This window comes from Actinoplanes sp. GCM10030250 (assembly GCF_042666575.1).
Taxonomy (GTDB): domain Bacteria; phylum Actinomycetota; class Actinomycetes; order Mycobacteriales; family Micromonosporaceae; genus Actinoplanes.
On sequence record NZ_JBHTDO010000008.1, the window covers coordinates 169,296 to 194,184 of the forward strand.

Annotated in this window: 20 protein-coding genes; 15 read left to right on the plus strand and 5 right to left on the minus strand. The window is 72.1% G+C overall.

Annotated features, from left to right (window positions below; genetic code table 11):
• Positions 1-22 precede the first annotated feature (22 nt).
• Genes ACFQV6_RS13890 through ACFQV6_RS13920 form a run of 7 tightly spaced genes read left to right on the plus strand, consistent with a single transcriptional unit; the run spans position 23 to position 7,496 of the window.
• Complete coding sequence (locus ACFQV6_RS13890) at positions 23-1,099, plus strand: hypothetical protein (protein WP_378027854.1); 1,077 nt, start codon at positions 23-25, stop codon at positions 1,097-1,099.
• The gene (locus ACFQV6_RS13895) at positions 1,093-4,608 is read left to right on the plus strand and encodes a CHAT domain-containing protein (protein WP_378027855.1); all 3,516 of its coding nucleotides are present in this window, start codon (positions 1,093-1,095) and stop codon (positions 4,606-4,608) included. The genes ACFQV6_RS13890 and ACFQV6_RS13895 overlap by 7 nt, the downstream gene beginning before the upstream one ends.
• A 22-nt stretch (positions 4,609-4,630) precedes the next feature.
• A complete protein-coding gene (locus ACFQV6_RS13900; protein ID WP_378027856.1) occupies positions 4,631-5,197 on the plus strand; it encodes a hypothetical protein in 567 nt (188 codons plus the stop codon).
• Positions 5,197-5,670 carry a hypothetical protein gene (locus tag ACFQV6_RS13905; protein WP_378027857.1) on the plus strand — a complete coding sequence of 158 codons (474 nt, stop codon included), beginning with the start codon at positions 5,197-5,199 and terminating at the stop codon, positions 5,668-5,670. The genes ACFQV6_RS13900 and ACFQV6_RS13905 overlap by 1 nt, the downstream gene beginning before the upstream one ends.
• Before the next feature lie 10 nt (positions 5,671-5,680).
• Entirely contained in the window at positions 5,681-6,139 is a 459-nt protein-coding gene (locus tag ACFQV6_RS13910) for a hypothetical protein (RefSeq protein ID WP_378027858.1), read from the plus strand.
• Positions 6,136-6,477, plus strand: a complete 342-nt coding sequence (locus ACFQV6_RS13915) for a hypothetical protein (protein ID WP_378027859.1) — start codon at positions 6,136-6,138, stop codon at positions 6,475-6,477. Before ACFQV6_RS13910 ends, ACFQV6_RS13915 begins: the two co-directional genes overlap by 4 nt.
• Before the next feature lie 26 nt (positions 6,478-6,503).
• Positions 6,504-7,496, plus strand: a complete 993-nt coding sequence (locus tag ACFQV6_RS13920) for an ATP-binding protein (protein ID WP_378027860.1) — start codon at positions 6,504-6,506, stop codon at positions 7,494-7,496.
• A 336-nt stretch (positions 7,497-7,832) separates the two neighbouring features.
• Here ACFQV6_RS13920 and ACFQV6_RS13925 read toward each other — a convergent pair whose 3' ends face one another.
• Positions 7,833-8,438, minus strand: a complete 606-nt coding sequence (locus ACFQV6_RS13925; RefSeq protein WP_378027861.1) for a TetR/AcrR family transcriptional regulator — start codon at positions 8,436-8,438, stop codon at positions 7,833-7,835.
• A gap of 97 nt (positions 8,439-8,535) precedes the next feature.
• On the opposite strand from ACFQV6_RS13925, the gene ACFQV6_RS13930 reads away from it, so the two are divergent.
• Positions 8,536-8,931: a hypothetical protein gene (locus ACFQV6_RS13930; RefSeq protein WP_378027862.1), complete on the plus strand. Its 396-nt coding sequence runs from the start codon at positions 8,536-8,538 to the stop codon at positions 8,929-8,931.
• Between the two features lie 2 nt (positions 8,932-8,933).
• Here ACFQV6_RS13930 and ACFQV6_RS13935 read toward each other — a convergent pair whose 3' ends face one another.
• Positions 8,934-9,128 (minus strand): hypothetical protein, encoded by a 195-nt coding sequence (locus ACFQV6_RS13935; RefSeq protein ID WP_378027863.1) that lies wholly within the window; start codon positions 9,126-9,128, stop codon positions 8,934-8,936.
• A 193-nt stretch (positions 9,129-9,321) separates the two neighbouring features.
• Between ACFQV6_RS13935 and ACFQV6_RS13940 the strand changes: the two genes are divergently transcribed.
• Both ACFQV6_RS13940 and ACFQV6_RS13945 read left to right on the plus strand, forming a co-directional pair.
• Positions 9,322-10,179: an RNA polymerase sigma factor gene (locus tag ACFQV6_RS13940; RefSeq protein WP_378027864.1), complete on the plus strand. Its 858-nt coding sequence runs from the start codon at positions 9,322-9,324 to the stop codon at positions 10,177-10,179.
• Complete coding sequence (locus ACFQV6_RS13945; RefSeq protein ID WP_378027865.1) at positions 10,172-11,239, plus strand: ATP-binding protein; 1,068 nt, start codon at positions 10,172-10,174, stop codon at positions 11,237-11,239. The genes ACFQV6_RS13940 and ACFQV6_RS13945 overlap by 8 nt, the downstream gene beginning before the upstream one ends.
• 22 nt (positions 11,240-11,261) lie before the next feature.
• Here the strand turns inward: ACFQV6_RS13945 and ACFQV6_RS13950 are convergent, their stop codons facing one another.
• Complete coding sequence (locus ACFQV6_RS13950; RefSeq protein ID WP_378027866.1) at positions 11,262-12,293, minus strand: LacI family DNA-binding transcriptional regulator; 1,032 nt, start codon at positions 12,291-12,293, stop codon at positions 11,262-11,264.
• A gap of 232 nt (positions 12,294-12,525) precedes the next feature.
• Between ACFQV6_RS13950 and ACFQV6_RS13955 the strand changes: the two genes are divergently transcribed.
• On the plus strand, positions 12,526-13,926 hold the full coding sequence (locus tag ACFQV6_RS13955; protein WP_378027867.1) for a DUF1996 domain-containing protein: 1,401 nt from the start codon (positions 12,526-12,528) through the stop codon (positions 13,924-13,926).
• A 55-nt stretch (positions 13,927-13,981) separates the two neighbouring features.
• Here ACFQV6_RS13955 and ACFQV6_RS13960 read toward each other — a convergent pair whose 3' ends face one another.
• The gene (locus ACFQV6_RS13960; RefSeq protein ID WP_378027868.1) at positions 13,982-14,545 is read right to left on the minus strand and encodes a DUF305 domain-containing protein; all 564 of its coding nucleotides are present in this window, start codon (positions 14,543-14,545) and stop codon (positions 13,982-13,984) included.
• 125 nt (positions 14,546-14,670) lie between these two features.
• Between ACFQV6_RS13960 and ACFQV6_RS13965 the strand changes: the two genes are divergently transcribed.
• Positions 14,671-17,658, plus strand: coding sequence for a discoidin domain-containing protein (locus ACFQV6_RS13965; protein WP_378027869.1), 2,988 nt, complete (start codon positions 14,671-14,673; stop codon positions 17,656-17,658).
• Between the two features lie 87 nt (positions 17,659-17,745).
• Here the strand turns inward: ACFQV6_RS13965 and ACFQV6_RS13970 are convergent, their stop codons facing one another.
• On the minus strand, positions 17,746-21,030 hold the full coding sequence (locus ACFQV6_RS13970; protein WP_378027870.1) for a hypothetical protein: 3,285 nt from the start codon (positions 21,028-21,030) through the stop codon (positions 17,746-17,748).
• A 268-nt stretch (positions 21,031-21,298) separates the two neighbouring features.
• Here ACFQV6_RS13970 and ACFQV6_RS13975 point away from each other — a divergent pair, with 268 nt between their 5' ends.
• From ACFQV6_RS13975 to ACFQV6_RS13985, 3 genes are all read left to right on the plus strand, one after another.
• Positions 21,299-22,567 (plus strand): DUF1996 domain-containing protein, encoded by a 1,269-nt coding sequence (locus ACFQV6_RS13975; RefSeq protein ID WP_378027871.1) that lies wholly within the window; start codon positions 21,299-21,301, stop codon positions 22,565-22,567.
• A 138-nt stretch (positions 22,568-22,705) separates the two neighbouring features.
• Positions 22,706-23,812, plus strand: coding sequence for a sensor histidine kinase (locus ACFQV6_RS13980; RefSeq protein ID WP_378027872.1), 1,107 nt, complete (start codon positions 22,706-22,708; stop codon positions 23,810-23,812).
• 22 nt (positions 23,813-23,834) lie between these two features.
• Entirely contained in the window at positions 23,835-24,872 is a 1,038-nt protein-coding gene (locus ACFQV6_RS13985) for a LacI family DNA-binding transcriptional regulator (protein ID WP_378027873.1), read from the plus strand.
• Positions 24,873-24,889: the final 17 nt, after the last annotated feature.

Consider the following 24,889-nt stretch of genomic DNA (forward strand, 5'->3'; position numbering starts at 1 on the left):
CAGCAACCACGAGGAGGATTTGGTGATCGAAAACGGCCTGGCCGAGACGCTGCGAGAAAGAGGCGTACGGCGCGACGCGGTGTACCAGGCCGCGCGTCTCTATGTGGCCGACCGGCTCGGATACCCGGACCCGCGGCACCTGGCCGAAGCGTTCGGGCACCTCGGTGACGACGCGCTGTCGTTGCCCGCGGAGATCTCCGGCGACGCCCGTCAACTGCTCGACCTGGCCCGGTGCGTGCTCGCCGAGGCGTGGGACGACCCGGCGGAACGCCCGCGCGTGATCCGGGCGCTGGACGGAGCCTCCGGCCGGCTGCCCGCCGCCGATACGCTGATGATCGCGTTGACGGCGCTCGCCGGGCTGCACCTGCTCAGCCGCGACAGCCACCGGGTCGAGAAGTCCGAACACGACGCCGAGGGCCGCCTGGTCAGCCGGACGGTCGAGACCGAGAACCTGCTCGCGCTGTGGATGCGCCGCAACCGGGTCCGGACGCCGGCGGCCACAGCGCCCGCCGCGCCGATGGTGTCGAGCGAGCCGGGCGAGCCGGCGGACCGGATGTTCAGCATCGTCACGATCGACATCCAGGGCTCCAGCGGCGTGGTCGAACGACCGGCCATCGAGCGGCGCGCGTTCGTCCGGGACCTGTTGACGTCCACGCTGCGCCGGGCCGGGATGGATCCGGGCCGTCTCCAGTTCGACGACCGCGGCGACGGCCACCACGTCGCGATACCGGACGAGCCGTACGGGCTCACGAATCTCGTGGTGGAACTCCCCGGCCTGGTCGCCGAGGCGCTGCGGCGGCACCGGCGGCAACCGGGCGAGCCGCCGCTGCGGGCGCGGATGTATCTCGGCACCGCACGGCTGCGCCGGACCGCGGACGGATGGGACGGCAAGGGCTTCGAGTTCGCCGCCCGGTTCGTCGACGCGCCCGCCGCACGGGACGCCCTGGAGGCTGCGCCGGACGCCGTGCTGGCCGCCGTTCTCGCGCCGCTTGTCTACTACGACATCTACTGGCAGCAGCACGCCGCCCCGGACGGCTACCGGCGGATCCCGGTGGACGTCAAGGACTTCCACAGCAACGCGTACCTGAGGCTGTGGTAGGCCCCCCGGCCTGCCCGGAGTGCGACGCGCCGGCACCCGGGCTGGCCGCGCCCGGGCCGATCGTGGTGCTCGCCGACGACCGGTACGAGCCGCTGTTCCGGCTGCTCACCGGCGGGCTGGACACGAGCGCCTGCCCGATCTGCGGCACCGATCAGGGTGCACCGACGGTTGCCGTGCGCACCGCGGAAGGTGTCGTCCACTATGTTCCCGGACCGCTGCTGCCCGAGCCGGAGACCGGCCGGTGGGTACCGGCCGCCGGCACACCGCACCTGGTGCGATACCCATCGGCGGGTGCGCTGCGCGAGGGCGTCCTGCAGCTGCTGTCCGACCGCCTGCCCGCCGTCGCCGGCCTGCTGACCGCCGTCGCCGAGCAGCGCTGGGTCGATCACCTGCTGGACCGCTGGCGCCTGCTCACACCTGACGTCATCACGGCGCTGTCGCTGGCCGTCACCGTCGGCGACGACCGGCTCCGCGTACCCCGGCCGTGCCCGGCCGCTGACGCGTTCGAGCCGCCGCCCGGCCTCGCGGCGCTGTTCGACCCGCGGGCGCCGGTGGAGTCGGCCGCCACCGCGGTGGCCGCCCTCCAGGTGCAGATCTGGCTGATGCTCGGCGCCGAGTGGGCGGCCAGGGTGCCGTCCGATCCGGGCGCCACGCTGGCGGGCGACCTCGGGACGTACGTGTCCGGCGAGACGGTCGCGCCGGACGCGCTCCCGGTCCTGCTCGGCGTCCTCGACGAGGACATGACGGCCCGCCTCGACCCGTACGTCAGGTATGCCCTCGGTGCGTCCGCAGCCCGGGCGCTGCGCATCCCGGACCCTCGAGCGGCGCGGTGGGCCGAGCTCTACTTCGCGGTCGAGATGGCCTGCCGCCTCGACCTCGGCGAAGCGCGCGCGAGCATGACGGGACTGCGGGTGCCGGACGTCTTCGCCCGGGCCACCGTGCCGTACCGGGAGGCCTGGCAGGCGGCCGGCCGGACCCTGGCCACGCTCTACGCGGACCGGCCCGGGCCGCTCGGCGGCCGGACGCTGCCGGAGGCGGTGAGCGTCGTCCACGAGATCGCCGTGGCGGCGGGCTGGCCCCAGCTCGTACCGGCGCTGCTCGAAACGGTCCTCGGCAGCGCCCTGGACGAGGCGGCCGGCCCGGACGAGATCCTCGCCGCCGCCCTGCCCGCCGGAGCCGCGACCCCCGTCGGCGCGGCGGTCGCCGCCGTCGGCCTGCACCTGGACGCCCGTACGCCGGACGCCCGCGCGGAGCTGACCGACGTCCTTGCCCAGCGGCTGCTGGCCCTCTACGGGACGGACGGCGAGGCCGAGGTGGTCGTCTGGTGGGCCAACCGGCTGGACCGCGACGGCCGGGTGGACGACGCGGCCGAGGTGCTGCGGGACTGGCCGCTGCCGGACGCCGAACCGGTACCGCCGGAGGTCCGCGCCCGGCGGCTCGGCGCCGAAGCACGGGTGTGCGCCGGGCGTGGCCGGCCGGACGAGGCGATCGCCCGGTGGCGCGCCGCAGCCGGCCTCCCGGTCGGCGAGACGCAGCGCGACTGGGCCCGGACCAACCTCGCGCTGCAGCTGGCGCAGGCCGGCGCCCCCGACGAGGCGCTGACCATTTTGGAGGCGGTCACCGGCGGGCGCGGTCGGCTGGGACTCGATCCCGAGCTGCTGGCGCACCAGGCCGCCCTGCACGTCCGGTTCGGCAACCACGATCGCGCGCTCGCCGACCTCGACGAGGCGCACCGGCTGGCCGGCGCCTCCTCCGGTGCCTACCGCTACCTGCTGAGCCGATGCCAGCTGCTGGTCGCCGGCGATCGGTACGACGAGGCCGTCGCCGGCCTGCTCGACGTCGCGTCCCGCGGCCGGCCGCCGGACGTCACGGCCCTGCTCGCCGAGTCCGCCGCCTGGGTGCTGTTGCTGCGGCGTGCCGCCGGGCTGCCGCCGCCGGCCGTGGCCCGGGCGGAGTCGATGCCGGCGATCCTGCGCGCGAACGCCGGCCGCGCCGCGGAGATCGGCAACGTCGCCGACCACCTGCGGCTGACGTTCGCCCTCGCCGACGTGCTGGAGGCCGCCGGGGACACCGGGGAGGCGGACCCGCACCGGTTGTGGGCGTTGCGCGAGGCCGCTGACCGGTCGATTCCGGTGGAGCCGCTGGAACTGGTCCGGGGGGCCGCGGCGGCCTGGCGTACCGGTGACCCGGAGACGATGCGGCGGCTGCTCGCCGAGGCACCGGACGCGATGATCCGCCGGTACGGCGCGGTGGCCGACATCTCGCTGCTGGTGCACGAGCCGCGGGCACAGCTGCGGGTACTGGCCGGCCTGGCGGAAGCGCTGCTCACCGGCGACGCCCCCGCGGGCGACCTGCGCCTGATAGCAGAGCTGCAACGCGACGCCCTCGGCCGAGCCCGCGCCGCGCACCGGGATGCCCGCGGCGCGGGCGCCGAGCCGCCGCGCCGGTGGTACGGCGAGGTCGCCGAACGGATTCCGGCCGATGCCGCCCCGGTCGTGGTGGTCGAGTGGCTGCGCGTCGGCGACGACCGGATCCGCTGCCTGGCCACCCGGGTCGCGGACGGGCAGTCGCGCCCGGTATGGCTGGCCCTGCCGCCGGTGCCCCCGGACGAGGCCCGCGCCGAGATCGCCGGCCGGCTGTACAACTGGCTCCCGGGCGGCGCGGACTCGCCGTTCGGCGCGCCCGGCTGGCAGGAACTCGCGACCGGAATGGTGGCGCTGCTGGGCGAGCTGGCCGGTGAGGACGACCACATCGTGTTCCTGCACAGCGACGTCTACTCGAACCTGCCATGGCAGGCCGCGATCCGCGGGCGGTGGAGCATGTCCTACGCGGCCGGATGGGCGCACCTGTTCGCGGTCCTCGGCCGCCCGCCGGCACCGCGGAACCGGGTCGGTGTGTGCCTGGTCCCCGCCGCTCAGGACGCCGGGCCGGTCGTCGAACGGCTGCGGTCGAGTCGTGACCGCGTCGCCGGGTGGGCCGGTTCAGGTTTGCACGCGGTAGGCGTACCCGAAAGATCTGATCGCGGCTATCTGACCACGATGCTGGCCGCGACCGATGTGGCCGTGCTGCTCTGCCACGGCCGCAAGACGGACGCCGGCAGTGAGGTCGGTCTGATGCTCGCCCATGGCGGGCTGCTTCCGCCCAGCGACTCGGTGGCCGCGGGCCTGGTACCCGGCCATTTCTTCGGGTGGCGCGACGCGCTGCGGCTGGATCGGGCCTCGCGCACCGTGCTGTCCGCCGCCTGCTCCAGCGGGCACGGCTTCGGCGCCGGCCTGGGCGACCGCCTCGGCCTGGCAACGGCGCTGCGGCAGGCCGGCACGACCGCGATGGTGGCGCCCGCCTGGGAGATCGACGCCGCCGAGATCCTGCCGCTGCTGGACGACATCACCGAACGCTACCTGCGCGGTGAGCCCCTCGGCCGCGCACTGCGCGACGCCACCCGCGACGCGGACGGCACGGGACCGGACTGGGTGGTCTGGTCCCTGGCACTTGACGGCGACTACCGCTGACACAGCGGCAACAGGAGGACAGATGAGTGATCAGTTGATGGATGCCGGCCTGCGGTCGGCTCAGGATCAGCTCAGGAAGTTACTGGCGAGCCCGGCGGGAACGGGCCGGCCGGGCCGTTCCGCCCTGATCCGGGCGGGTCTGCTGGTGGCCGTCGAGGCCATCGACAAGGTCCGGGCGCACCTCGACGACGACGAGTCCGACGAGGAGCACGCGGTCTACGCCATCGTCGCCGCCTCGGTCGCGGCCGACCTGGCACTGCCCGAGCCCGCGGTGGCCGGCGCGGTCCTGGAGCTGTGCGGCGACCCTGCGAACGACGTCTCCGCGGCGACGCCGGCCAAGGCCGACCCGGCGGTCGTCGAGGCGGTACGCGCCTGGCTGTTGCGGGTCACCGTCCACTACACGCTGCCGAAGTCGGGACCGGTCACCCGCACTGTGCAGCTCTATTACGGCGCCGACGAGACCGGGGCGCGGTCTCGCGAGGTGCGCGACGAGATCTCCCGGGACGACGTGCCCGAGGACGCCCGCGAACGGGCCATCCGGCGCGGCATCGAGGAAGCCACCTACCAGATCTATCCGAGGAGAGCATGATGCCGTTTTTCCTTCCGCTGCTGTACGCCGCCTTCTTCGTGGCGAGCGCCGCGGTGATCGTCTTCTGGGAGCAGGTGCTCGGCTGGGCCGAGAAGGTCATCACTCCCTGGTTCGAGGACCACCTGCCGTCGCTGGTGCCCTACCTGCGCAACGCCTACGTCGGCATCGACAAGGCGGTGGTCGGCGTCCGGCGGGCGGCGAAGAAGGCCTGGCAGGAGGTCCGCCGGGTGCTGCTGAAGCAGTTCGTCGAATATGCGCAGCAGCCGGACGGCAGCTGGCTGGTCCGGCTCGTCTCGTGGCTGATCGGGCCGGACGAGAGCCGGCGCACCACCAAGATCACGAGCGAGCAGTCCGTCCCGTACCACGACCTGCCGGATGCGGTCCGCGCCGAGATCCTCAAACGTGGCAAGACCTCGCACCAGGTGGACCTGACCGAGCTGCGCGACGCGCAGGTACTGACCAATGAGGACTAGGAGCGCACCGATGTTGAAGATCTTTTTGGGTACGGTCGCGGTGCTCGCGATGGCGACGGCTGTCGTGGTGGCGGTCGCGGGACGGCTGGGCCGGCGTCCGGACGCGACGGGCGAACTGTCGGAACTCATCCTGGACGCGTTCGCGGCGGACTGGGCCGAGCGGTTCGAGGCAGACGAAGAGGCGATCCGGCGCGCGGTCACCGAGTCCGGTACGGACGACGAGAGCCTGCGTGCCCGGATCACCGAGGAGATCGGCGTGGTCGACGTGAAGCTGGCCGGTGGCCCGCGCTCCGGAGAGGCGATCGCCGCGTCGGTGATCTGCGACTACCCGCGCAGGGGCGAGCGGGCCACCGCCGAGTTCTCGCTCGCCTGGCTGGAGACACCGGCCGACGTACGCGAGGAGATGCTCCGCTCCGGGCGCTCCGAGGTGTTCCGGAAGTGGAGCCTGGCCGATGCGGTAGTCCGATGATCTTCCTCGCGGTCTGGGCGGTCGCGGCCGTCGTCTCAGCGGCGACGGCGGCCGTGGTCGTCGTGAAGTTCTGGCCGGACATCGCCCGGCGGGGCTTCGAGTGGCTTCGCGCCCGCAACCTCGAAGGATCCGACCTGGCCTCCGCCTGGTTGCGCCTCGACCGAACCGCCGCGCGGGTGGCCGCCCGGCTGACCTTCCGTACGCGTCAGGGCTCGATCGTCACGGCCCCGCTGGCGCAGGACTACGACCTGAACCAGATCGAGGACCCGCGGGTGCTCGAAGAACTGCGCCTGCGCGATTCGTACCACTGCGATGTCCTGGAACTTTTCGTCGAATGAACTCCCGAAACGGCAGGAATCACAACGTGCCCAACAGCTGGAGCTACATCCCGGAGGCCCCGGCAGCGGCCGAGCAGGCCCGTCGCACCATGCCCGCGGTCCCGCCCGCGCCCGCACTCCCGTCCGCGCCGTCGCCCGCGCCGGCGCAGCGCCCGCCGGTCGCCGCTCCGGAGTTCCCGGTGCGCCGACCGGTCCGGACCCTCGCCGACCTGATCGTGCCGGGCCCGGTCGGGGAGCGACTGCGCAACGCCCTGCGCCAGGTCCAGTACCACGACGTGCTGTTCCAGCAGTGGAACCTGAGGCGGATCGATCCGCACCGGGCGGGTGTCGCCCTCAACCTGTACGGCCCGCCCGGCACCGGCAAGACGATGGCCGCCGAGGCGCTGGCGGCGCACCTCGGCAAGGGCTTCATCGACGTCAACTACGCGGAGATCGAATCCCGGTACGTCGGCGACACCCCGAAGAACATCGTGCGGTGCTTCGAGGCCGCCGAGAAGGCCGGCGCCGTCCTGGTCTTCAACGAGGCGGACTCGATCCTGGGCAGCCGGCTCAGCAGCGTGACCCAGAGCGCGGACCACTCGGTCAACCTCACCCGCTCGGTGATGCTGAACCAGCTGGACGCGTTCACCGGCGTCGTGGTGTTCACCACCAACTTCGCCGCGAACTACGACTCCGCGTTCGTCCGGCGGATCCTCGCCCACGTCCACTTCGACCTGCCCGACCGCGAGACGCTCGCCCGTCTGTGGGCCACGCTGCTGCCCGACGAGCTGCCCCGGGCCGACGACGTCGACGCGGACGTTCTGGCCGCCGCCTCCACCGGGCTCGCCGGCGGCGATCTGGTCAACGTGATCGTCGCGGCCGCGGCGCGGGCGGTGGAGCGGACCGGGGCATCGCGCCGTGTCACGGCTGACGATCTGTTCGCGGAGCTGGTCACGGTGCGGGCGGCCCAGGCCGCGGTGGGGCGCCCGTCGGCGCGCCAGGAGCTGCTGGTGGAGCAGGTGGAGGTGCCTACCGACTGACACCCGTGCGGGAGGCGACGCGGCTGGCTCCCGGTGCTGCCTCGCGGCGCGCGAGACAGCGCTGGGCGCCAGCCGAGCCGGCCGGCTGGGCGTGAGGGGTGGGTTGGAGCGCGAAAAGGGCCGCTCAGTGCCAGCCGAGCCGGCCGGCTGGGCGTGGGGGGTGGGTTGGAGCGCGAAAAGGGCCGCTCGGTGCCAGCCGAGCCGGCCGGCTGGGCGTGGGGGGTGGTTTGGAGCGCGAAAGGCGCCGCTCAGTGCCAGCTGAGCCGGCCGGCTGGCGCTGAGGGGCGAGCAACTCCTTCAGGGCGAGTTCGCTGCTGTCCTGGGTGAAGGTGACGGTCATCCGGGCGGGCCCGCGGCTGTCAGGCGGGTGCGGATAGCGGTCCGTCCCCGCTCGTACGGCCCGGCGTCGTCATGTAGCAGCGACGTGGCGTTCGCCGTCTCCAGGAAGGCGATCAGCTCGAAGGCGAGCTGGTCGGCGTCGGTGTCGCCGGCCAGCTCGCCGAGCTGGCGGGCGTCCTCGATGGTGCGGGCGACCAGGCCGCGCCACTCGAGGCTGGCGGCGGCGACGGCGTCGCGCACCCGGCCCGGCCGGGCGTCGAACTCGGCCGTGACCGAGAAGAAGAAGCAACCGCCGGGGAAGACGCGCCGCTGCGAATACACCAGCCAGCTGTCGCAGAGCCGGCGGACCCGCTCCAGGCCCGGCTGCACGGTCAGCGCGGGGCGGACGACCTCGTCGAGGTAGACGGCCGCCGCGGTGCGGATCGTGGCGAGTTGCAGCTCCTCCTTCGAGCCGAAGTAGCCGAACAGGCCGCTCTTGCTCACGCCCAGGTCAGCGGCCAGCCGTCCGATCGACAGGCCCTCCAGCCCGTCCTGGGAGGCGATGTCCGCGGCCCGTCGCAGGATCGCCTGCCGCGCCCGGTCGTCCCGTGGCCGTCCCGCCATTGATGTGGATCCTTCCGTACGAACGTTCGGTCAATAGTAGCGACCGTGCTACGGTGCATTTTACGCACGATCGTTCGTACAGGAAATGAGGCGAGCAATGCTGCGCACCCGATGGATTCCCGGACCCGCCGTGACCGGCGGCCCGGTGCTGATCAGCGTTACCGACTTCCGCGCCGATCGGCGGCGCGACCTGCCCCGCATCTATCAGGCGGGTCTCCAACTCCGCCGCGACTGGCCGCTGCTGGAAGGCGCGGTGGGCATGTGGCTGTGGACCGCTCCCGGGCAGGGCCGGTGCGGTTCCGTGTCGGTCTGGAGCGGCGAGACGGCGATGTACCAGTTCGTCGCCCGCCCCGACCACGTCCGGATCATGCGGCGCTACCGCGACCGTGGGAACGTCCGGGCCACCACCTGGACCGACCCGCAGCCCGATCGCGACGCGATCTGGTCCCGCGCCCGGCTGTACCTGTCCGGCGTCGAGATCCAGCAGGGGTGAGGTCATTTCGTGGCGATGATCGTGTGGAACGTCATCAGCGCGGCTCCCGCCGCCCCGCCGCCCCATAACGCCGCGGAGGGAACCGACCTGTCGGCCAGGTAGGACAGAGCGCCCGCGAGGATGCCGATGACGAGTGCCAGCAGCAGGACGACGGCAGCGCGCACGGTCAGCAGCGGGCCCGGCGAAGACGGAGTCATGGTCTACCTCAATCGGTCGATCGTGAACGGTTGCCGCTCCTAGGTGCGCCGACGACCCGGACCCCATGTCCGCCGCCGGATCCGGCTGATGGGTCACCCTCGGCGGGAAAACCTCGGCGGAACCGTGGGGTGCACCGGGCGGCCACACCTACCACGGGTGATCCGAGGAGGCAGAAAGGCGGGAAGGGTAACCGTGATGGTTGGCGGCGGCACGGCGGGCGCACGGCACGCGGGCTCGGCGCACACGTCCGCGGTACAACCCGGCGGCAAGCCCGGGGACGAACTCGGCAAGCCGATCCCGTGGCGCGATGTGCTGGCCACCATCAAGCCGGAGCTGGTCGACGAGACACGACGGCAGCAGGAGGACCTGCAGCGGCGAGAGGGTGACCGGCTGCTGCTCGCCGAACTCGCCTCCCGCAACTTCGCCGGCCCTTCCTACCTGCGGTTCGAGGAGGAGCTGGCGGCCTACGCCATCTCGGTGCTCCGGGGATGGATGCACTCCGGCTTCATCTTCCAGCTCACCGCGGCCCGCGGATTCGCGCTGAACCCTTCCGCGGCCGAGCTGGAGGAGTTGCATCACGACAGCGATGTCCGTGACGAACTCGCGATCATGACGGTGGCGCTGGCGCTCCCGCGGTTCCGCGAGCAGGCGCTGGTCGGGCGGGGCTGGCGGTTCGAAGGAGGTGCGAGCCTGTCCACGTACTTCATGGGGACCTGCCTCTACGTGTTCCCGAACGAACTGCGGAAACTGCGTGCGCAGCGGAGGAAGTGGCGCCTGCAGGACGAGGGGGACCCTCGGCTCACCGCGTCGCGGCACGACCCGGGGAACGACCCGTGCCTGATAACGATGGGCAACCAGCAGGTCCTCGAGAATCTCGGCCGGGCCGGTGTGCGGACCCGGGCAGTGGTGGCGCTGACGATCGACGGCTACAGCCAGGAGGAGATCGTCGAGTTGCTCGCGGAGACCTCGGTGCGGGCGGTCGAGGGCGTCCTGCACCGGTGGCGGGCGAAGGAGCGATCCCGGCGGCGGGGAGGTGCGTCCGATGAGTGATCCTGACGAGGCTCTGGATGGTTTCGAGGCGCTGCTCGAACGCTCGTCGCTGGGGGCACCGGGTGCCCGCGAGCTACGACGGCGGACGTCGGGCGCCCACCTGATGGCGGCGCAGCGGATCGGCGGCCTGCGCGAGCGGCTCGCGCGGGCCCAGGGCGACGAGGCTGCGGCAGCGGCGGATGCTCTCGTCGCCTACCTGCGGCAACTCGGCTTCCGGGAACAGGCTGACGAGGTACAGCGCACCCGGACGGTGGAGCGGAAGGTGGCGCGGCCGTCCGCGCGCCCGGCACCCGGCGCGTCCGGAGACCTGCGAGAACGTGTCAGCGTCGCCCTGGACGTCGAGAGCTCGGTGCTGGCGTTGTCGGTGCACGGCGCCTGGGACCGCGAGCTGCACCGGGACACGACAACCGCAGTGCGAAAGGGTCTGAGTCAGGTTCCCCGCACTCTCATCCTCGACCTCACCGACTTGGCCGACCGGCACGCCGCCAGCGTGCCGACCTGGGTGACGGCCGCGGTGAAGGGACGCTCGATGGATCCGGCGGTCCAGGTCATGGCCTGCGTCCCCGCGGACACCGCGCTCCGGATCCGGCTGGACCGTACGGGCGCGAGCAGGCATCTCCGGGCGTTTCCCAGCCTCGATCAGGCCCGCGCGGCGGCGGCGGAGAGCTCACCCTCGCAGGACCGGCTACAGCTGGACCTGACTCCGGACTTCAAAGCCCCACCGCTGGCGCGCGCCCTCGTGGCCGAGGCGTGCGCCGCCTGGGGCACGCCGGCGCTTCTGGATCGTGGGCGGCTGGTCATCTCCGAACTCGTGGTCAACGCCGTCGAACACGCCGGCAGCAGGGTCAGGGTCCGGGTCCACCACCGTGGCGGTGGCCTGCACATCGCGGTGCAGGACGGGAATTCGACGATGCCCCGGCTCAGCGCCGCCGTCTCCGGCAGCCTGAGTATGTCGCCGGCGCGACTGCAGCAGGGTCTGCGCATCGTTCATGCGACGGCAAGCGCGTGGGGCGCACTACCGACCGGGGACGGCAAGATCGTCTGGGCGATGATCAGATAGCGGACGTGGGTGACCGAGGGCATCAGGCCGTCTGGCGGGTCACCAGGGTCGGTTCGTAGATCACTGAGGTGATGCGGGCGTCCGGGTCGTCGACGCGGGCCAGCAGCATGCGGGCCGCCTCGGCGGCCATGTCCTCCAGCGGATGCCGGACCGTGGTCAGGGCCGGCCGGGCGGCCACGGCGGCGCTGCTGTCGTCGAAGCCGATGACGGCGACGTCGTCCGGGACGTGGCGGTCGGCGTCGCGCAGGACCAGGAGGGCGCCGAGGGCCATCAGGTCGTTGGCGACGAAGACGCCGTCGAGGCGGGGCTGCTCGGCGAGAAGTTCCTTCATCGCCAGCTCGCCGCTGTCCTGGGTGAAGTTGCCGGTGGTGAGGGGCACCCAGGCGTGGCCGTGCCGGGCCATGGCGCGGCGGAAGCCGGCGACGCGGTCGGCGCTGGCGGGGACGTCGGGCGGGCCGGAGATCATGCCGATCTGGCGGCAGCCACGGGCGACGAGGAGTTCGGCGGCGAGGGCGGCGCCGGTCTCGTTGGCCAGGTCGACATAGCTGATCGGGACCGGTTCGGGTGGGCGGCCGATCAGGACGGCGGGGATGCGCGCCTCGGCCAGCAGGCCGGGCAGGGCGTCGTGTGCGGGCAGCGAGAGGACCACAGCGCCGTCGGCCTGGCCGTTGCGGAGGTCGCCGACCAGGCGTTTGTGGCCGTCGGTGCCGACCATCTGCAGGGCCAGCTGGACGCCGGCGGGGCGCAGCACGCTCATCAGGCCGCCCACGACCCGGCCGAAATAGGGGTCGGCGAAGAACCGGCTCATGAACGGGTCGTCGTTGTGGGTCTCGGAGTCGGAGACGACCAGCGCCACGGTGCCGGAGCGGCGGGTGACCAGGGAGCGGGCGAGCCTGTTCGGCACGTAACCCGTCTGGTCGACGGCGCTCCAGACCAGCTCGTGCAACTGGGGATCGACGTTGCGGATGCCGTTGACCACGCGCGACACGGTCGCCCGGGAGACACCCGCCACGCGGGCCACGTCTTCGAGCGTGGGCAGCCGGTGGCTCTGCATGCCCGATGTTATAGCACGGAAAGCGCTCTCCGTCGGTCCCGGCGCGGGCGACCATGCGGCGCGCAGAGCAGCGGCGTGGGTGCATCAGGCAGCGGTCAGGGCGCGCCGGGCCGGTTCCGCAATGGCCCCGAGCGTTCCGGAACCCCAAATCATTGACGTACGTAACAGATGAGAACCACGATGGGAAAGCGCTCTCCAACCGTAGAACCGTCCTCATCCCCTTGGAGACCTGGTGCGGAAGACACAGCTCAGACGGATCCTGGCGCCAGTGGGCGCCACCGTGCTCGCCGGTGCGTTGTTGCTGGCCGGCGTCCAGTCCGCCAGCGCGGCGGACACCCTGCTCTCCCAGGGCCGCCCCGCCCTGGCCTCGTCGCTGGAAAACGGCGAGTCACCCGCCATCGCGGCCTTCGACGGCCGCTCCGACACCCGCTGGGGCAGCCAGTGGGCCGATCCCCAGTGGCTCCGCGTCGACCTCGGTGCCACGGCCACCGTCAATCGGGTCGTCCTCGAGTGGGAGGCCGCGTACGCCAAAGCCTTCCAGATCCAGACCTCGCCCGACGGCACCGCCTGGACCACGATCTACAGCACCACCAGCGCCGCCGGCGGCAAGCAGACCCTGACCGTCAACGGCTCCGGGCGCTACGTCCGGATGTACGGCACCCAGCGCGGCACCGGCTACGGATACTCCCTCTACGAGTTCCAGGTCTACGGCACCTCGACGGCCACACCCCAGCCCACCGGGGGCGCCGGCTATGTCAACGCGAACCCGCAGGTCACCGGCGTGGTCCCGTCCACGCAGACCCCGCCCGCCCAGAACCCGCCGGTCACACACCGCGAGTTCCAGGCGAACTGCTCGGTGAGCCGGTCGAACCTGAACGACGACCCGATCGTCTTCCCGAACCTGCCGGGCGCCTCGCACTCGCACACGTTCATGGGCAACCGCACCACGAACGCCAACTCGACGCTGAGCAGCCTCCAGGCCGGTGGCACGTCGTGCATCACGCCCGGTGACAAGACCGGGTACTGGATGCCGACGCTGCTCAACGGCAACACGGCCGTGCAGCCGGACGGCCCGCAGGTGATCTACTACAAGAGCGGCGTCATCGACTACCGCAGTGTCCGGCCGTTCCCGCCCGGCCTGCGCTACGTCGTCGGCAGCCCGAACGCCACCCTCGACGAGTTCCGGTACGCGCCGGGTGCGGTCGAGGGCTTCGAGTGCGGTAACAGCTCGTTCAACTGGGACATCCCGGCGAACTGCCCGGCGGGCACCCAGCTGAACGCCCGCTACCAGGCGCCGAGCTGCTGGAACGGCCTGCACCTGGACACGCCGGACCACAAGAGCCACATGTCGTACCCGGTGAACGGTGTCTGCCCGGCCTCGCACCCGGTGGCCGTGCCGATGATCGAGTTCAAGATGGCCTGGCCGGTCAGCGGTGACATGTCGCAGGTGCGGTTCTCCAGCGGGCGGGGTTACTCGTTCCACTACGACGTCTACAACGTCTGGGACCCGCCGACCCTGGCGGCCCTGGTGCGGCACTGCATCAACGGCGGGCTGCAGTGCAACCCGCGCGGCTTCGACCTGTACAAGCCGGAGCGGGGTGCGGCCCTGAACGAGAACTATGAACTGCCGTAATTGACGGAAGGCCCGGGTGCCGACGGCATCCGGGCCTTCCGATAACACTTTTTCGTCATTGTTTTCCGAGCTTTTCCAGCGCCGGTTCGCGGCTCGCCAGAATGCTTTCGGCGAGCGCGACGGTGCGGGCCTCGGTTCCGGAACTCCGCTCGCCGGTGGCCAGCCGGGTGCCCTGCTCGAGGTGCTCCCGGAGGCAGTCGCGGAGCAGCGTGTCGAAGCGCGCGCCGCGCAGGCCGGCCGCCTCGGCGACCTTCTCCGGGGTCACCATGCCGGGCATCGGCATGCCCTTGTGCGGGTTCGCCGAGGGCAGGCCGGCCTCGCCGTGCAGCATCCGCAGCGTGGCCAGTTCCTGCTCGGTGAGGGCCCTGACCTGGGCGGCAACCTGCTGAAGGCCGGGGTCCGCGCTGTTGGCCGGCACCAGGTCGAGCAGCGGGAGCAGCTCCTCGGCCATCGCGATGTTGATCTCGATCCACGGGCGGTCGGTGCCGCTGAAGGCGGCGGACGACGTGGTGGGCGGCCGGCTCGGTGCCGTGGGGGCCGGCGGCGTGCCGCACCCGGCGGAAACGAGCAGGGTGGCGGTGACCGCGCATGCGATTAGGAGCCGGGGATTCGCATTCACAGGCGCAGTCTCCGGCCGGTGATCCGGTCGTGTCAATCCTCGGTATTGACGGGCGGCAACATGCGCGTAACAATCGGCGTCGCTTGGAGAGCGCTTTCCATAGTCCCCGGAACAAGGGCGTGATCATGAACAAGAAACGTGGGCCCACCGTTACCGCGGTGGTCCTGGCTGTGCTTCTCGGCCTCACCGCCATGTCCGTCACGACGGCCGCCAGCGCCGCCGACACGCTGCTGTCCCAGGGGAAGCCCGCCCTCGCCTCATCGATCGAGGGCAACGACGTGACCGCGGACAAGGCGTTCGACGGCAACGCGGGCACCCGCTGGTCGAGCCAGTTCGCCGATCCCCAGTGGATCCGCGTCGACCTGGGTGCCACCGCCACGATCAGCCAGGTGGTCCTGCAGTGGGAGGGTGCGTTCGCAAAGGCGTACCAGATCCAGGTCTCGCCCGACGGCAACGCCTGGACCAGCGTCCACTCCACCAGCAATGGTGCCGGAGGCACCGAGACGCTCACCGTCTCGGGCACCGGGCGCTATGTGCGGCTGTACGGGACGGCCCGATCCTCGGGTTACGGCTACTCGCTGTGGGAGTTCAAGGTCTACGGCTCCTCCGGCACCACGGAACCGACGCCCGACGTGCCCGGGAACTTCACCACGATCTGGACCGACACCTTCGACGGCGCGGCGAACACCTCGCCGAGCGGAGCGAACTGGCTGCTGCGCACCGGTACGCAATATCCCGGCGGCGCGGCCAACTGGGGCACCGGCTCGGTCGAGACGGCCAGCAACTCCACCGCCAACGTCTCCCTCGACGGCGCCGGGAAGCTGAACCTCAAGGCGATCCGTGACGGCGCCGGCAAGTGGACCTCCGGCCGGATCGAGACGCAGCGCACCGACTTCACACCGCAGCGGGGTGAGCAGCTCAAGTTCACCGCGGTGCTCAAGCAGCCGGACGTGGCGAACGGCCTCGGTTACTGGCCGGGCTTTCGTGCCACCGGCGCCGCCTACCGCGGCAACTACACCAACTGGCCCGGCGTCGGCGAGACCGACATCATGACCGGCGTCAACGGGCGCAGCCAGCTCTCACAGACACTGCACTGCGGCACCGCGCCGGGCGGGCCGTGCAACGAGTACGACGGCCGGTCCTCCGGCCTCGCCTCCTGCACCGGCTGCCAGACCGGCTACCACGAGTACACGCAGGTCATCGACCGGACCAAGACCGACGAGGAGATCCGTTTCTACCTCGACGGGCGGCAGACCTGGGTCGTTCGTGAGTCGCAGGTGGGTGTCGCCGCGTGGGAGGCGGCCGTGCACCACGGCTTCTTCCTCCGCTTCGACCTGGCCGTCGGTGGCTCGCTGCCGAACGCGATCGCCGGCTTCACCACGCCCACCGCGGACACCACCTCGGGCGGGGTGCTGAGCATCGACTCGGTCACCGTCGCGCGGTCGGCCGGCACCACCGCACCGGCGATGACCGACCCGCCGATCCCTGCCGGGCCGAGCATCGTCAAGGTCACCGGTACGCAGGGCAACTGGCAACTCACCGTCAACGGCACCCCTTGGGAGATCAAGGGCATGACGTACGGTCCTCCGCAGGCCGCCGCCGACGGCTACATGCGGGACCTGCGCACCATGGGCGTCAACACGATCCGCATCTGGGGCCCGGACGCGGCCACACCGATGCTCCTCGACACCGCGGCCCGGCACGGCGTCAAGGTGATCGTCGGGCTCTGGCTCAACCACGGCACCGACTACGTGAACGACACGGCGTACAAGACCGCGGTGAAGGCCGAGATCGTCGCGAAGGTGAACGAGCTCAAGGGCCGCTCGGGAGTGCTGCTCTGGGACGTCGGCAACGAGGTCATCCTGGAGATGCAGAACTACGGCCTGTCCGCCGACGTGGTCGAGGCGCGGCGCGTCGCGTACGCCAAGTTCGTCAACGAGGTGGCGGTGGCCATCCACGCCGCCGATCCGAACCACCCGGTCACCTCGACCGACGCGTACACCCACGCCTGGACGTACTACAAGCCGCACGCCCCGGCGCTCGACCTGCTCGCCGTCAACTCGTACGGTGCGATCGACACCGTGAAACGGGACTGGCTGGCCGGCGGTTACACCAAGCCGTACATCCTCACCGAGGGTGGTCCGGCGGGGGAGTGGGAGGTGCCCAACGACGTCAACGGGGTGCCGAACGAGCCGTCCGACCTGCAGAAGAAGGCCGGGTACACGTACAGCTGGAACGCGATCAAGGGGCATCCGGGCGTCGCGCTCGGCGCCACCGAGTTCCACTACGGCTTGGAGAACGACTTCGGCGGTGTGTGGCTGAACACCACCACGGGCGGCTGGCGGAGGCTGGGGTATCACGCGATGCGCCAGGCGTACACCGGCCAGGCCGCACCCAACACCCCGCCGGAGATCACCGCGATGACCGTCGGGTCGCAGACGGCGGTGCCGGCGGGCGGCACCTTCACGGTGAACGCGACCGCGTCCGACCCGCAGGGCGATCTGATCCGCTACAACCTGATGGCCGGCGACAAGCACATCACCGGCAATCGGGGGCTGAGCCATCTGGCTTTCAGCCAGACCGGGAACGGGCAGTTCACCGTACGGGCGCCGGAGGCTCTCGGCGTGTGGAAAATCTATGTGTACGCCTACGACGGCCACGGCAACGTCGGCATCGAACAGCGCTCGTTCCGCGTCGTTCCGCCGACCGTACCGGGCACGAACCTGGCCCGCGGCAGGACCGTCACCGCGTCGACGTACCAGCCGACCGGCACGAACGGGCCGCAGCTGCCGGCCTACGCGGTCGACGGTGACTACGGCACACGGTGGGCCAGCGAGTGGACCGACACCGCCTGGATCCAGGTGGATCTGGGCTCGGTGCAGAGCTTCAACCACGTGCAGCTGGCGTGGGAGGCGGCGTACGCGAAGACGTACGCCGTCCAGACCTCGAACGACGGCTCGAACTGGACCACGATCCACTCGACCACGACCGGCAACGGCGGCTTCGACGCCCTGAACGTCTCGGGCTCCGGCCGGTACGTGCGGGTCAACGCCTCCGCCCGCGCCACCACGTACGGCTATTCCCTCTACGAGTTCGGTGTCTACCGCAGCTGACCTCGTGGTCCGCGGCGCCCCGGCTCTTTCGAGAGCCGGGGCGCCGTTGCATCCCAGGCCAGGGTTCGTCTCAGGCCAGGGTTCGTCTCAGGCCAGGGCGAGGCCCATCAGGACCGCGGCGCCGAGAACGCCCGCCCCCGCGACCAGGCCGGCCTTGCTGAGCTGGGCGCCGTCCAACGGCGTGACCGGCACGAGCACCGAGGCGACCATGACCAGGGCAGCGGTGGCCAGGGCGCGGATCACCGGGACGCCGAAGGCGGCGGTCTCGAGGAAGAGGAGCAAGCCGATCAGGCCGACCGTGATCGGCGCGGCCGTGTGCACCCGGGGCGCGGCGGAAGCGGGCCGGGTCACCGGTAGCGGTGCCCAGGGGGCGAACGCCGCGGTGACCGCGCCGAACGCGAGACCGGGGCCCCAGCTCTGCTGCTCGGCGACGGCGCCGGCGCGGCGGGCGGCGAGGGCCCGCGCGCGCAGGACCACAGTGGCCAGCAACGACACGCCGAGGGCGAGCACCATCGTCTCGGTCACCGAGTCGCGGGAGCGCAGCAGCGCCGAGACCACGAAGACCAGGACCGTGGCGGCGAGGGCCCACGCCGGATGGCGGAGCCTGTTCAGCGGGAGCAGGCGGTCCACGTGATCCACCAGGTTCTCCAGCCACTGCTGCGCGGAGCTCTGCGCACCCGCGCCGGCCGCCCGGGCCAGAGTGAGCCCGAGGACCAGGACCGCGAGCAGGCCGGTCGCCGGTGCGGGTGATCCCGGCGGGAGACCGGCCAGGCTCCACCGGGGTGGCACCGGTTTGGAGAGGTCGATGCCGGTCTTGTAGGTCCGGATGTCCGTGGTGGGCTCGCGCGGGGCGTCGCGCAGCGACTCGTCCAGATCGAACGCGCGGGCGAGGGCGCCTTGGGCGGCCAGGAAGTGCAGCGGGCCGCGCTCGGCGTGCACCACGCCGAGGTTGAACCAGCCCAGGGCGTAGTCACGGCGGGCGCCGACGGCGCGCCGCAACGCGTCGATCGCCTCGTCGTGGCGGCCCAGGCGGGCGTACGCGACACCGAGGTCGTTCGCCGCCGGATAGGCGCCCGGGTCGGCGGCGAGGGCGTCGGTGTCGTACCGGGCGGCGGTGCGGTAGAGGCCGGCGCGGTCGGCGGCGAACCCGGCGGTCATCAGGAAGGCCGGATTCCGCGGGTCGGCGCTCAGCGCGCGGGCCGCGGTGCCGGCGGCGGCGGTGAAGTCGCCGAGACCGAGTTCGGCGAGCGCCTGGTTGGCATCGAGGCGGTCCGCCCGCAGGCTCGCGGGGTCCTGTACGTCGAGGTGGGGCAGCAACTCCCGGGCGGCCGCGTAGTTCTCGGCCGCGGCCCGGAGCGCGCCGGCCTCGCGATCCGCGTCGGCGATCTGCGCCCGCGCGTGATACGCGACCACGGCGAACCCGCGCGCGACCTCCCCGGTCGCCCAGCCCGGTTTCCCCTCCTGCCGCTGATAGGCGGTGCCCCGCTCGGAGCTCTCCGCGATGTCGAGCAACAGCGCCCGGCCCTCCGCCGCCCGCGAGGTCCGCAACAGCGCCGCACCCTGGCCGAGCCGCGCCTGGTCGACGCCCAGGTCGTTGTCCCACTGCTCGGCGCGGGTGCGCCGGGCCGCTGCCGCGAACGCGCCGGCTGCCTCCTCGTGACGCCCTTGGAGGAAGAGCACCTCGGCGAGGCGGAGCATCGGCAGGGACGCCGCCGGGTCACCGCCGTTCACCCAGGCGCGGGCCGCCTTCTCGGCGCGGGGGAGATCTCCCGCCCACCGGAACACGTTCTGCCACTCGTCGCCGACCCACTCCCGCCGGCTCGGCTCCACCGGCCGCCCGGTCTCGAGGTGGATCACGTCGTGCAGGACGTCGGCGCGCAGCCGGCAGGCCCCGCCGGGCCGGGCCGCCGAGAACTGCCACCCGCCGGGATCCGGCAGGCCGGCCGCCGCGGCCTCGTTGTGGCCGGCCAGCAGCGCGTCGCGACGCCAGCCGAGGTCGGGGCAGTCCGGGTCGGGGCCGACGAGGCCGCCGCCGCTGCGGTAGGCCGGGACGAACGAGGTGTCGTCGACAGCGCCGCCGGCACCGCCGGGGATCACCTGCAGATCCACGGTGAACGGCACGTGGGTGACGGCGCCCGCGGACAGCGGACCGGACGGGTCCTGGTCCAGCGTCTCCTCCATGTTCCCCGGCTGGGGGAACAGCAGGTCGCCGGTGGGGTAGGCGGCGGCGCCGCGGGCGGCGAGCTCCCGGCCGGTCGCCTCGGCCCGGTCGAAATGGTGGCCGGCCTCCTGCGCGGTGGTCAGCAGCTCCAGCAGGGGACCCGGCCTGCGGGCGGTGGCCGCGGCCTCACCGGCGAGGGCGGCGGCGCGGTCCGGTTCGCCGAGCGCGGTCAGGGCGGCGATCAGGCCGGGCACGGCTGATCCGGGGTCGACGTCGCGGGCGGCCAGATAGTGCTCGGCGGCGGTACGCAGGTGGTGCCGCGCGGTGAACGGACGGCTGCGGGTCAGGCGCAGACCGGCGCGCAGGTGACCGTCGGCGACGCCGGTGAGCGCGGGTACGGAGCCGGGGAACTGTTCGGCGAGGCGGGCGAACACGGCCTCGGACTGCTCGGTGGCGTCGGCCGGGATCGGGTCGCCCACGTCGAACTCGATGACCCGGGCGGCGCGCTGGGAGAGGTATTGCCCGTAGAGCCAGAGGGGAGTCGGGTCGCCGGGGCACGCCCGCTCGGCGCGGCCGGCTTCGTCGCGGACCACCCGGTCGCGGGGGAGCATGTCGGCGGCGACGAGCAGGAGCAGGTTGAGCTGGGCGGTGCATCCGCCGGTGCCGCGGGCCCGCTCCAGGACGGCGAAGGAGGCGGCCGCGGCGTTCGAGCGTACGGAATCAAAACGCGAACCGGCCGGTTGCCCGGCCACGGACATCAGCCCCGCGCCCAGGCGGGCGGCCTCCTCGGTGCGACCGGCACCGGGCGCGCGGTCCAGCAGGCGGGTGATCGCCACATATCGGTACGGATAGATGCCCTTGCCGTCGTTGTCCCGCGGCGTCGCGTCCTGCAGGTGCGACTCGTTCTTGAGCAGGGTCAGCAGGTCACGGGCGCCGGCCGTCCCGAGGGCCGCCGCGGCGACCGGCTCCAGGATCCCGATCCCGATGCCGCCCGGCCGGCCGTCGGGCAGCGGCCGCAGCACCGCTGCCGACGCGTTCGCGGGCCGGGGCTGAGCCACTAGACCGGAGTGGGGCGGCACGGGCTGGACCGCGGCGGCGAGCGCCGTGGCCGGGACGAAGAGCACCAGCGCCAGAACGCCCAGCAGCACGGCCATGTCGCCGGTGGTGAGCATCCGGCCGGTGGGGCTCTGCGGTTGCTCGGGCTCGGTCACCGCGTACCCCTCCCAGGTTTCCCGATTGTCCCGCCGCCCGGCGGATGAGCCCGGCTTTCGTCGCCTTGCCGACCGCTCCAGGTTCCGGAACCTCGCGCCGCTGTCCCCGCCGAGGGCCGGATTGACCAGGGCGAATGTGCTGGGGAAGCGCTTCCCCGGCGTTGACCAGTCATTGACAGCGGTAATGAGCGGGGTTCACTCTCGTGCCGAGAGAGCGCTTTCACGCTCGCTCCCGTTCCCCATCCCCGGACGGAAAGGCTCATCCACCGTGCGAAAACGTTCCCTGCTGACCGGCGTCGTGGCCGCCGTACTGACCACCTACGTCCTCGCCGTGGCCAACCAGGCCAGCGCCGCCGACGGCCTGATCTCCCAGGGCAAGGCGGCGACCGCGTCGTCCACCGAGTCGGCCGCCTTCCCCGCCTCCAACGCCGTCGACGGCAACAACGGAACCCGCTGGTCCAGCGCGTTCAGTGACCCACAGTGGCTCCAGGTCGACCTCGGCGCGAGCGCCACGGTCAGCTCGGTGGTCCTCGACTGGGAGTCGGCCTACGCCCGGGCCTTCAGCGTCCGGATCTCCGCGAACGGCTCCAGCTGGACCAGCCTCTACAGCACCACCTCCGGCACCGGCGGGAAGCAGACGCTCACCGTGAGCGGGACCGGGCGTTACGTCCGGCTGGAGACGACGGCGCGGTCGACCCAGTGGGGTGTCTCGCTCACCGAGTTCCAGGTCTTCGGCTCCGGCGGCGGCGGTGGCGGCACGCCGACCATCCCGCCCGGCGCGGTACGCGTGGCCGAGTTCCTCGCCGACTGCCCGTTCAGCCACCGGCTGCCCGACGACCCGATCATCTTCCCGAACCTGCCGGGCGCCTCGCACATGCACAGCTTCTTCGGCAGCACGGTGACGAACGCGAGCAGCACCGTGGACACGCTGCTCAACGCGAACAGCAACTGCAACCCGTCGATCGACAAGTCGTCGTACTGGATCCCGACCCTGTACCAGAACGACGTCCCGGTCGAGCCGGTCACCGGCATCTTCTACTACCTGGGCGAGGGCGTCCGCGACGACCTGATCGCACAGACCCAGCCGTTCCCGCTGGGGCTGCGGATCGTCGCCGGCAACGCCAAGGCGACCGGGCCGGCCGACAACACCATCTCCCGCTGGTCCTGCCTGCACGCCGGGCACGTCGGGTCGTCGCCGGACTTCGTCAACTGTCCGGCCGGGACGATGCTGGAGTCGTACCTCGACTTCCCGCACTGCTGGGACGGGCGCAACCTCGATTCGGCGGACCACAAGAGCCACATGGCGTACCCGGTGAACAACGCCTGCCCGCCCACCCACCCGGTGGTGGTGCCGAAGCTGCGCCAGGTCATGCGGTACCCGGTCTCCGGTGACCCGGCCCGCTTGCGGCTGGCGTCCGGGCGCGGTTTCACGATGCATGGCGACTTCTTCAACGCCTGGCCGGTGGACGAGCTGGCGCGCCGGGTGAACGACTGCATCCGCCCGATCATCAAGTGCGGCACCGACGGCCGTCCCTGACGGTGAGCCCGGCCGGCCTCGGCCGGTCGGGTTCCCTTAACGGGACAATTCACCAGATATAGAATCTGGATCATTGACCGGTTCAGAGCTGTACGCCTACTGGGCACCGGGCCGCGAGCCGCGGCCCGGCAGTTCGCCGTGCTCATCCTGGTGGCCGGCCTGCTCGCCCTGCTCGGCATCCTGAACGATCCCGGCCACGCCGGGCGGCTGGTCACTGTCGCCGGGTGCGACCTCGCCCTCGCGGCTGCCGCCCTGCTCTTTCCCTGGCGGCGCACCGGACGCCACGCCCCGGCCCTGCTCGGCCTGGCCGGATTCGCCGTCATCGGCCTCTCCACCTGGTCCTTCGGCGGGATTGCGGCCGGCACCGGACCGTTCCTGGTGCTGCTCTACGCCTGGGCCGCCCTGCACTTCCCCCGCTGGATCCTGCTGGCCTATCTGGCACCGGCAACCGCCGCGTACCTCGTGCCGCTGATCCTGACCCGCCAGCCGGACATGGTGCTCGGCAGCGCCGCCATCCTGATGCCGATCGCGCTGGCCGTCGCCCTGTTGATCGAGGCGCAGGCGCGGTACCTGCGGGACGAGCGTGAACGGCTGGCCCGCATCGAGCAGTGGCGCACCGCGATGGTCAACACCCTGGCGCACGACGTCCGCTCGCCGCTGACGAACGTCGAGGGCGTGCTGGAGCTGCTGAAAGACACCGCCGACGGGCGTACCGGCCGCCTGCTGGACGCGGCGCTGCGCCAGACCGCCCGCATCCTGCGGCTGGCCGACGGGCTGCTCGACCTCCAGCGCATCGACAGCTCCGGGCACCTGAGGCTCGACCGGGAGACGCACCCGGCGCGCAAGCTGGTCCTGGAGGCGCTGACCTACGTCCGGGCCGACGCCGAGGTGCGGGTCGAGATCGACGAGGACCTGGCGATCCACGTCGACAAGCAGCGGTTCGAGCAGATCCTGCTCAACCTCATCACCAACGCGCTGCGGTACGGCGAGCCACCCGTCGTCGTCAGCATCACCCGCGACGCTGGATTCGACCGTCTCGAGGTGCGCGACCACGGGCCGGGCGTACCGGACAGCCTGCGGGCGAACCTGTTCGGCCAGTTCGCCGTCGGCAGCAAGGAGGGCGTCGGGCTCGGCCTCTGGATCGTCCGCCAGCTCGCCACGGCACACGGCGGCCGGGCGGTCGCCGAGGCCCGCGATCCCGGCGTCGCCATGGTGGTGACCTTTCCCAGCCCCACCGCGGGCTGAGGCCTGTGGTAAGACATACGCGATGATCTCTCGACCCGGCCGCGGCGGGCAGCACCCCACCATGGATGACGTCGCCGCGGCAGCCGGCGTCTCCCGCGCCACCGTCTCCCGCGTGATGAACGGCGCGGCCACCGTCGCGCCCGAGATCCGGGACGCGGTCCGGCGTGCGATCGCCGAGACCGGGTACGTCCCGAACGTCGCCGCCCGCAGCCTGGTGACCCGCCGCTCCAACTCGGTGGCCCTGGTCATCAGCGAACCGGACCGGCCCGACGACCACTCCTTCCTGAACCGGATCTTCACCGACCCGTACTTCGGCCGGGTCACCGCCGGTGCGACAGGTGCGCTGCGGCCGTACGACATCCACCTCGTGGTCGTGCCCACCGACTCGGCCGACCACCATCAGGTGGTCCGCTACCTGGGCCAGGGTCACGTCGACGGGGTGCTGCTGATCAGCAGCAACGAGCACGACCCGCTGCCCGGCCAGGTGCACGCGCTGGGCATCCCGGCGGTGCTGTCGGCCCGCCCGCCGGGCCCGCTGCCGGTCAGCTTCGTCGACGTGGACCAGCGCCTCGGAGCCCGCCTCGCCGCCGGGCACCTGCTCGCCCGCGGCTGCCGCCGGCCCGCCACGATCGCCGGGCCGCAGGACATCCCGGCGGGCGCCGAGCGCCTGGAGGGCTTCGTGTCCGTGCTCGGCGACCGGGAGGTGCCCGCCGTGATCGGCGACTTCACCCGGGCCGGCGGTGAGGCGGCGGCACACCGGCTGCTGGACGAGCACCCGGACATCGACGGCCTCTTCGTCGCGAGCGACCTGATGGCCGAGGGCGCGCTGCGCGCGGTGCAGGACCGGGGCCGCCGCGTGCCGGACGACATCGCCGTCGTCGGCTTCGACGACAGCAGCGCCGCCCTCGAGTGCCGCCCGCTGCTGACCACGGTCCGCCAGCCGGTGGAGGAGATGGCCGCCGAGATGGCCGAGCTGCTGATCGCCCAGATAGACACACCCGGCCGGCTGCCGCGCTCGGTGATCTTCCAGCCCACCCTCGTCGTTCGCGACTCCGCCTGACCCGCTTCTATGATCTT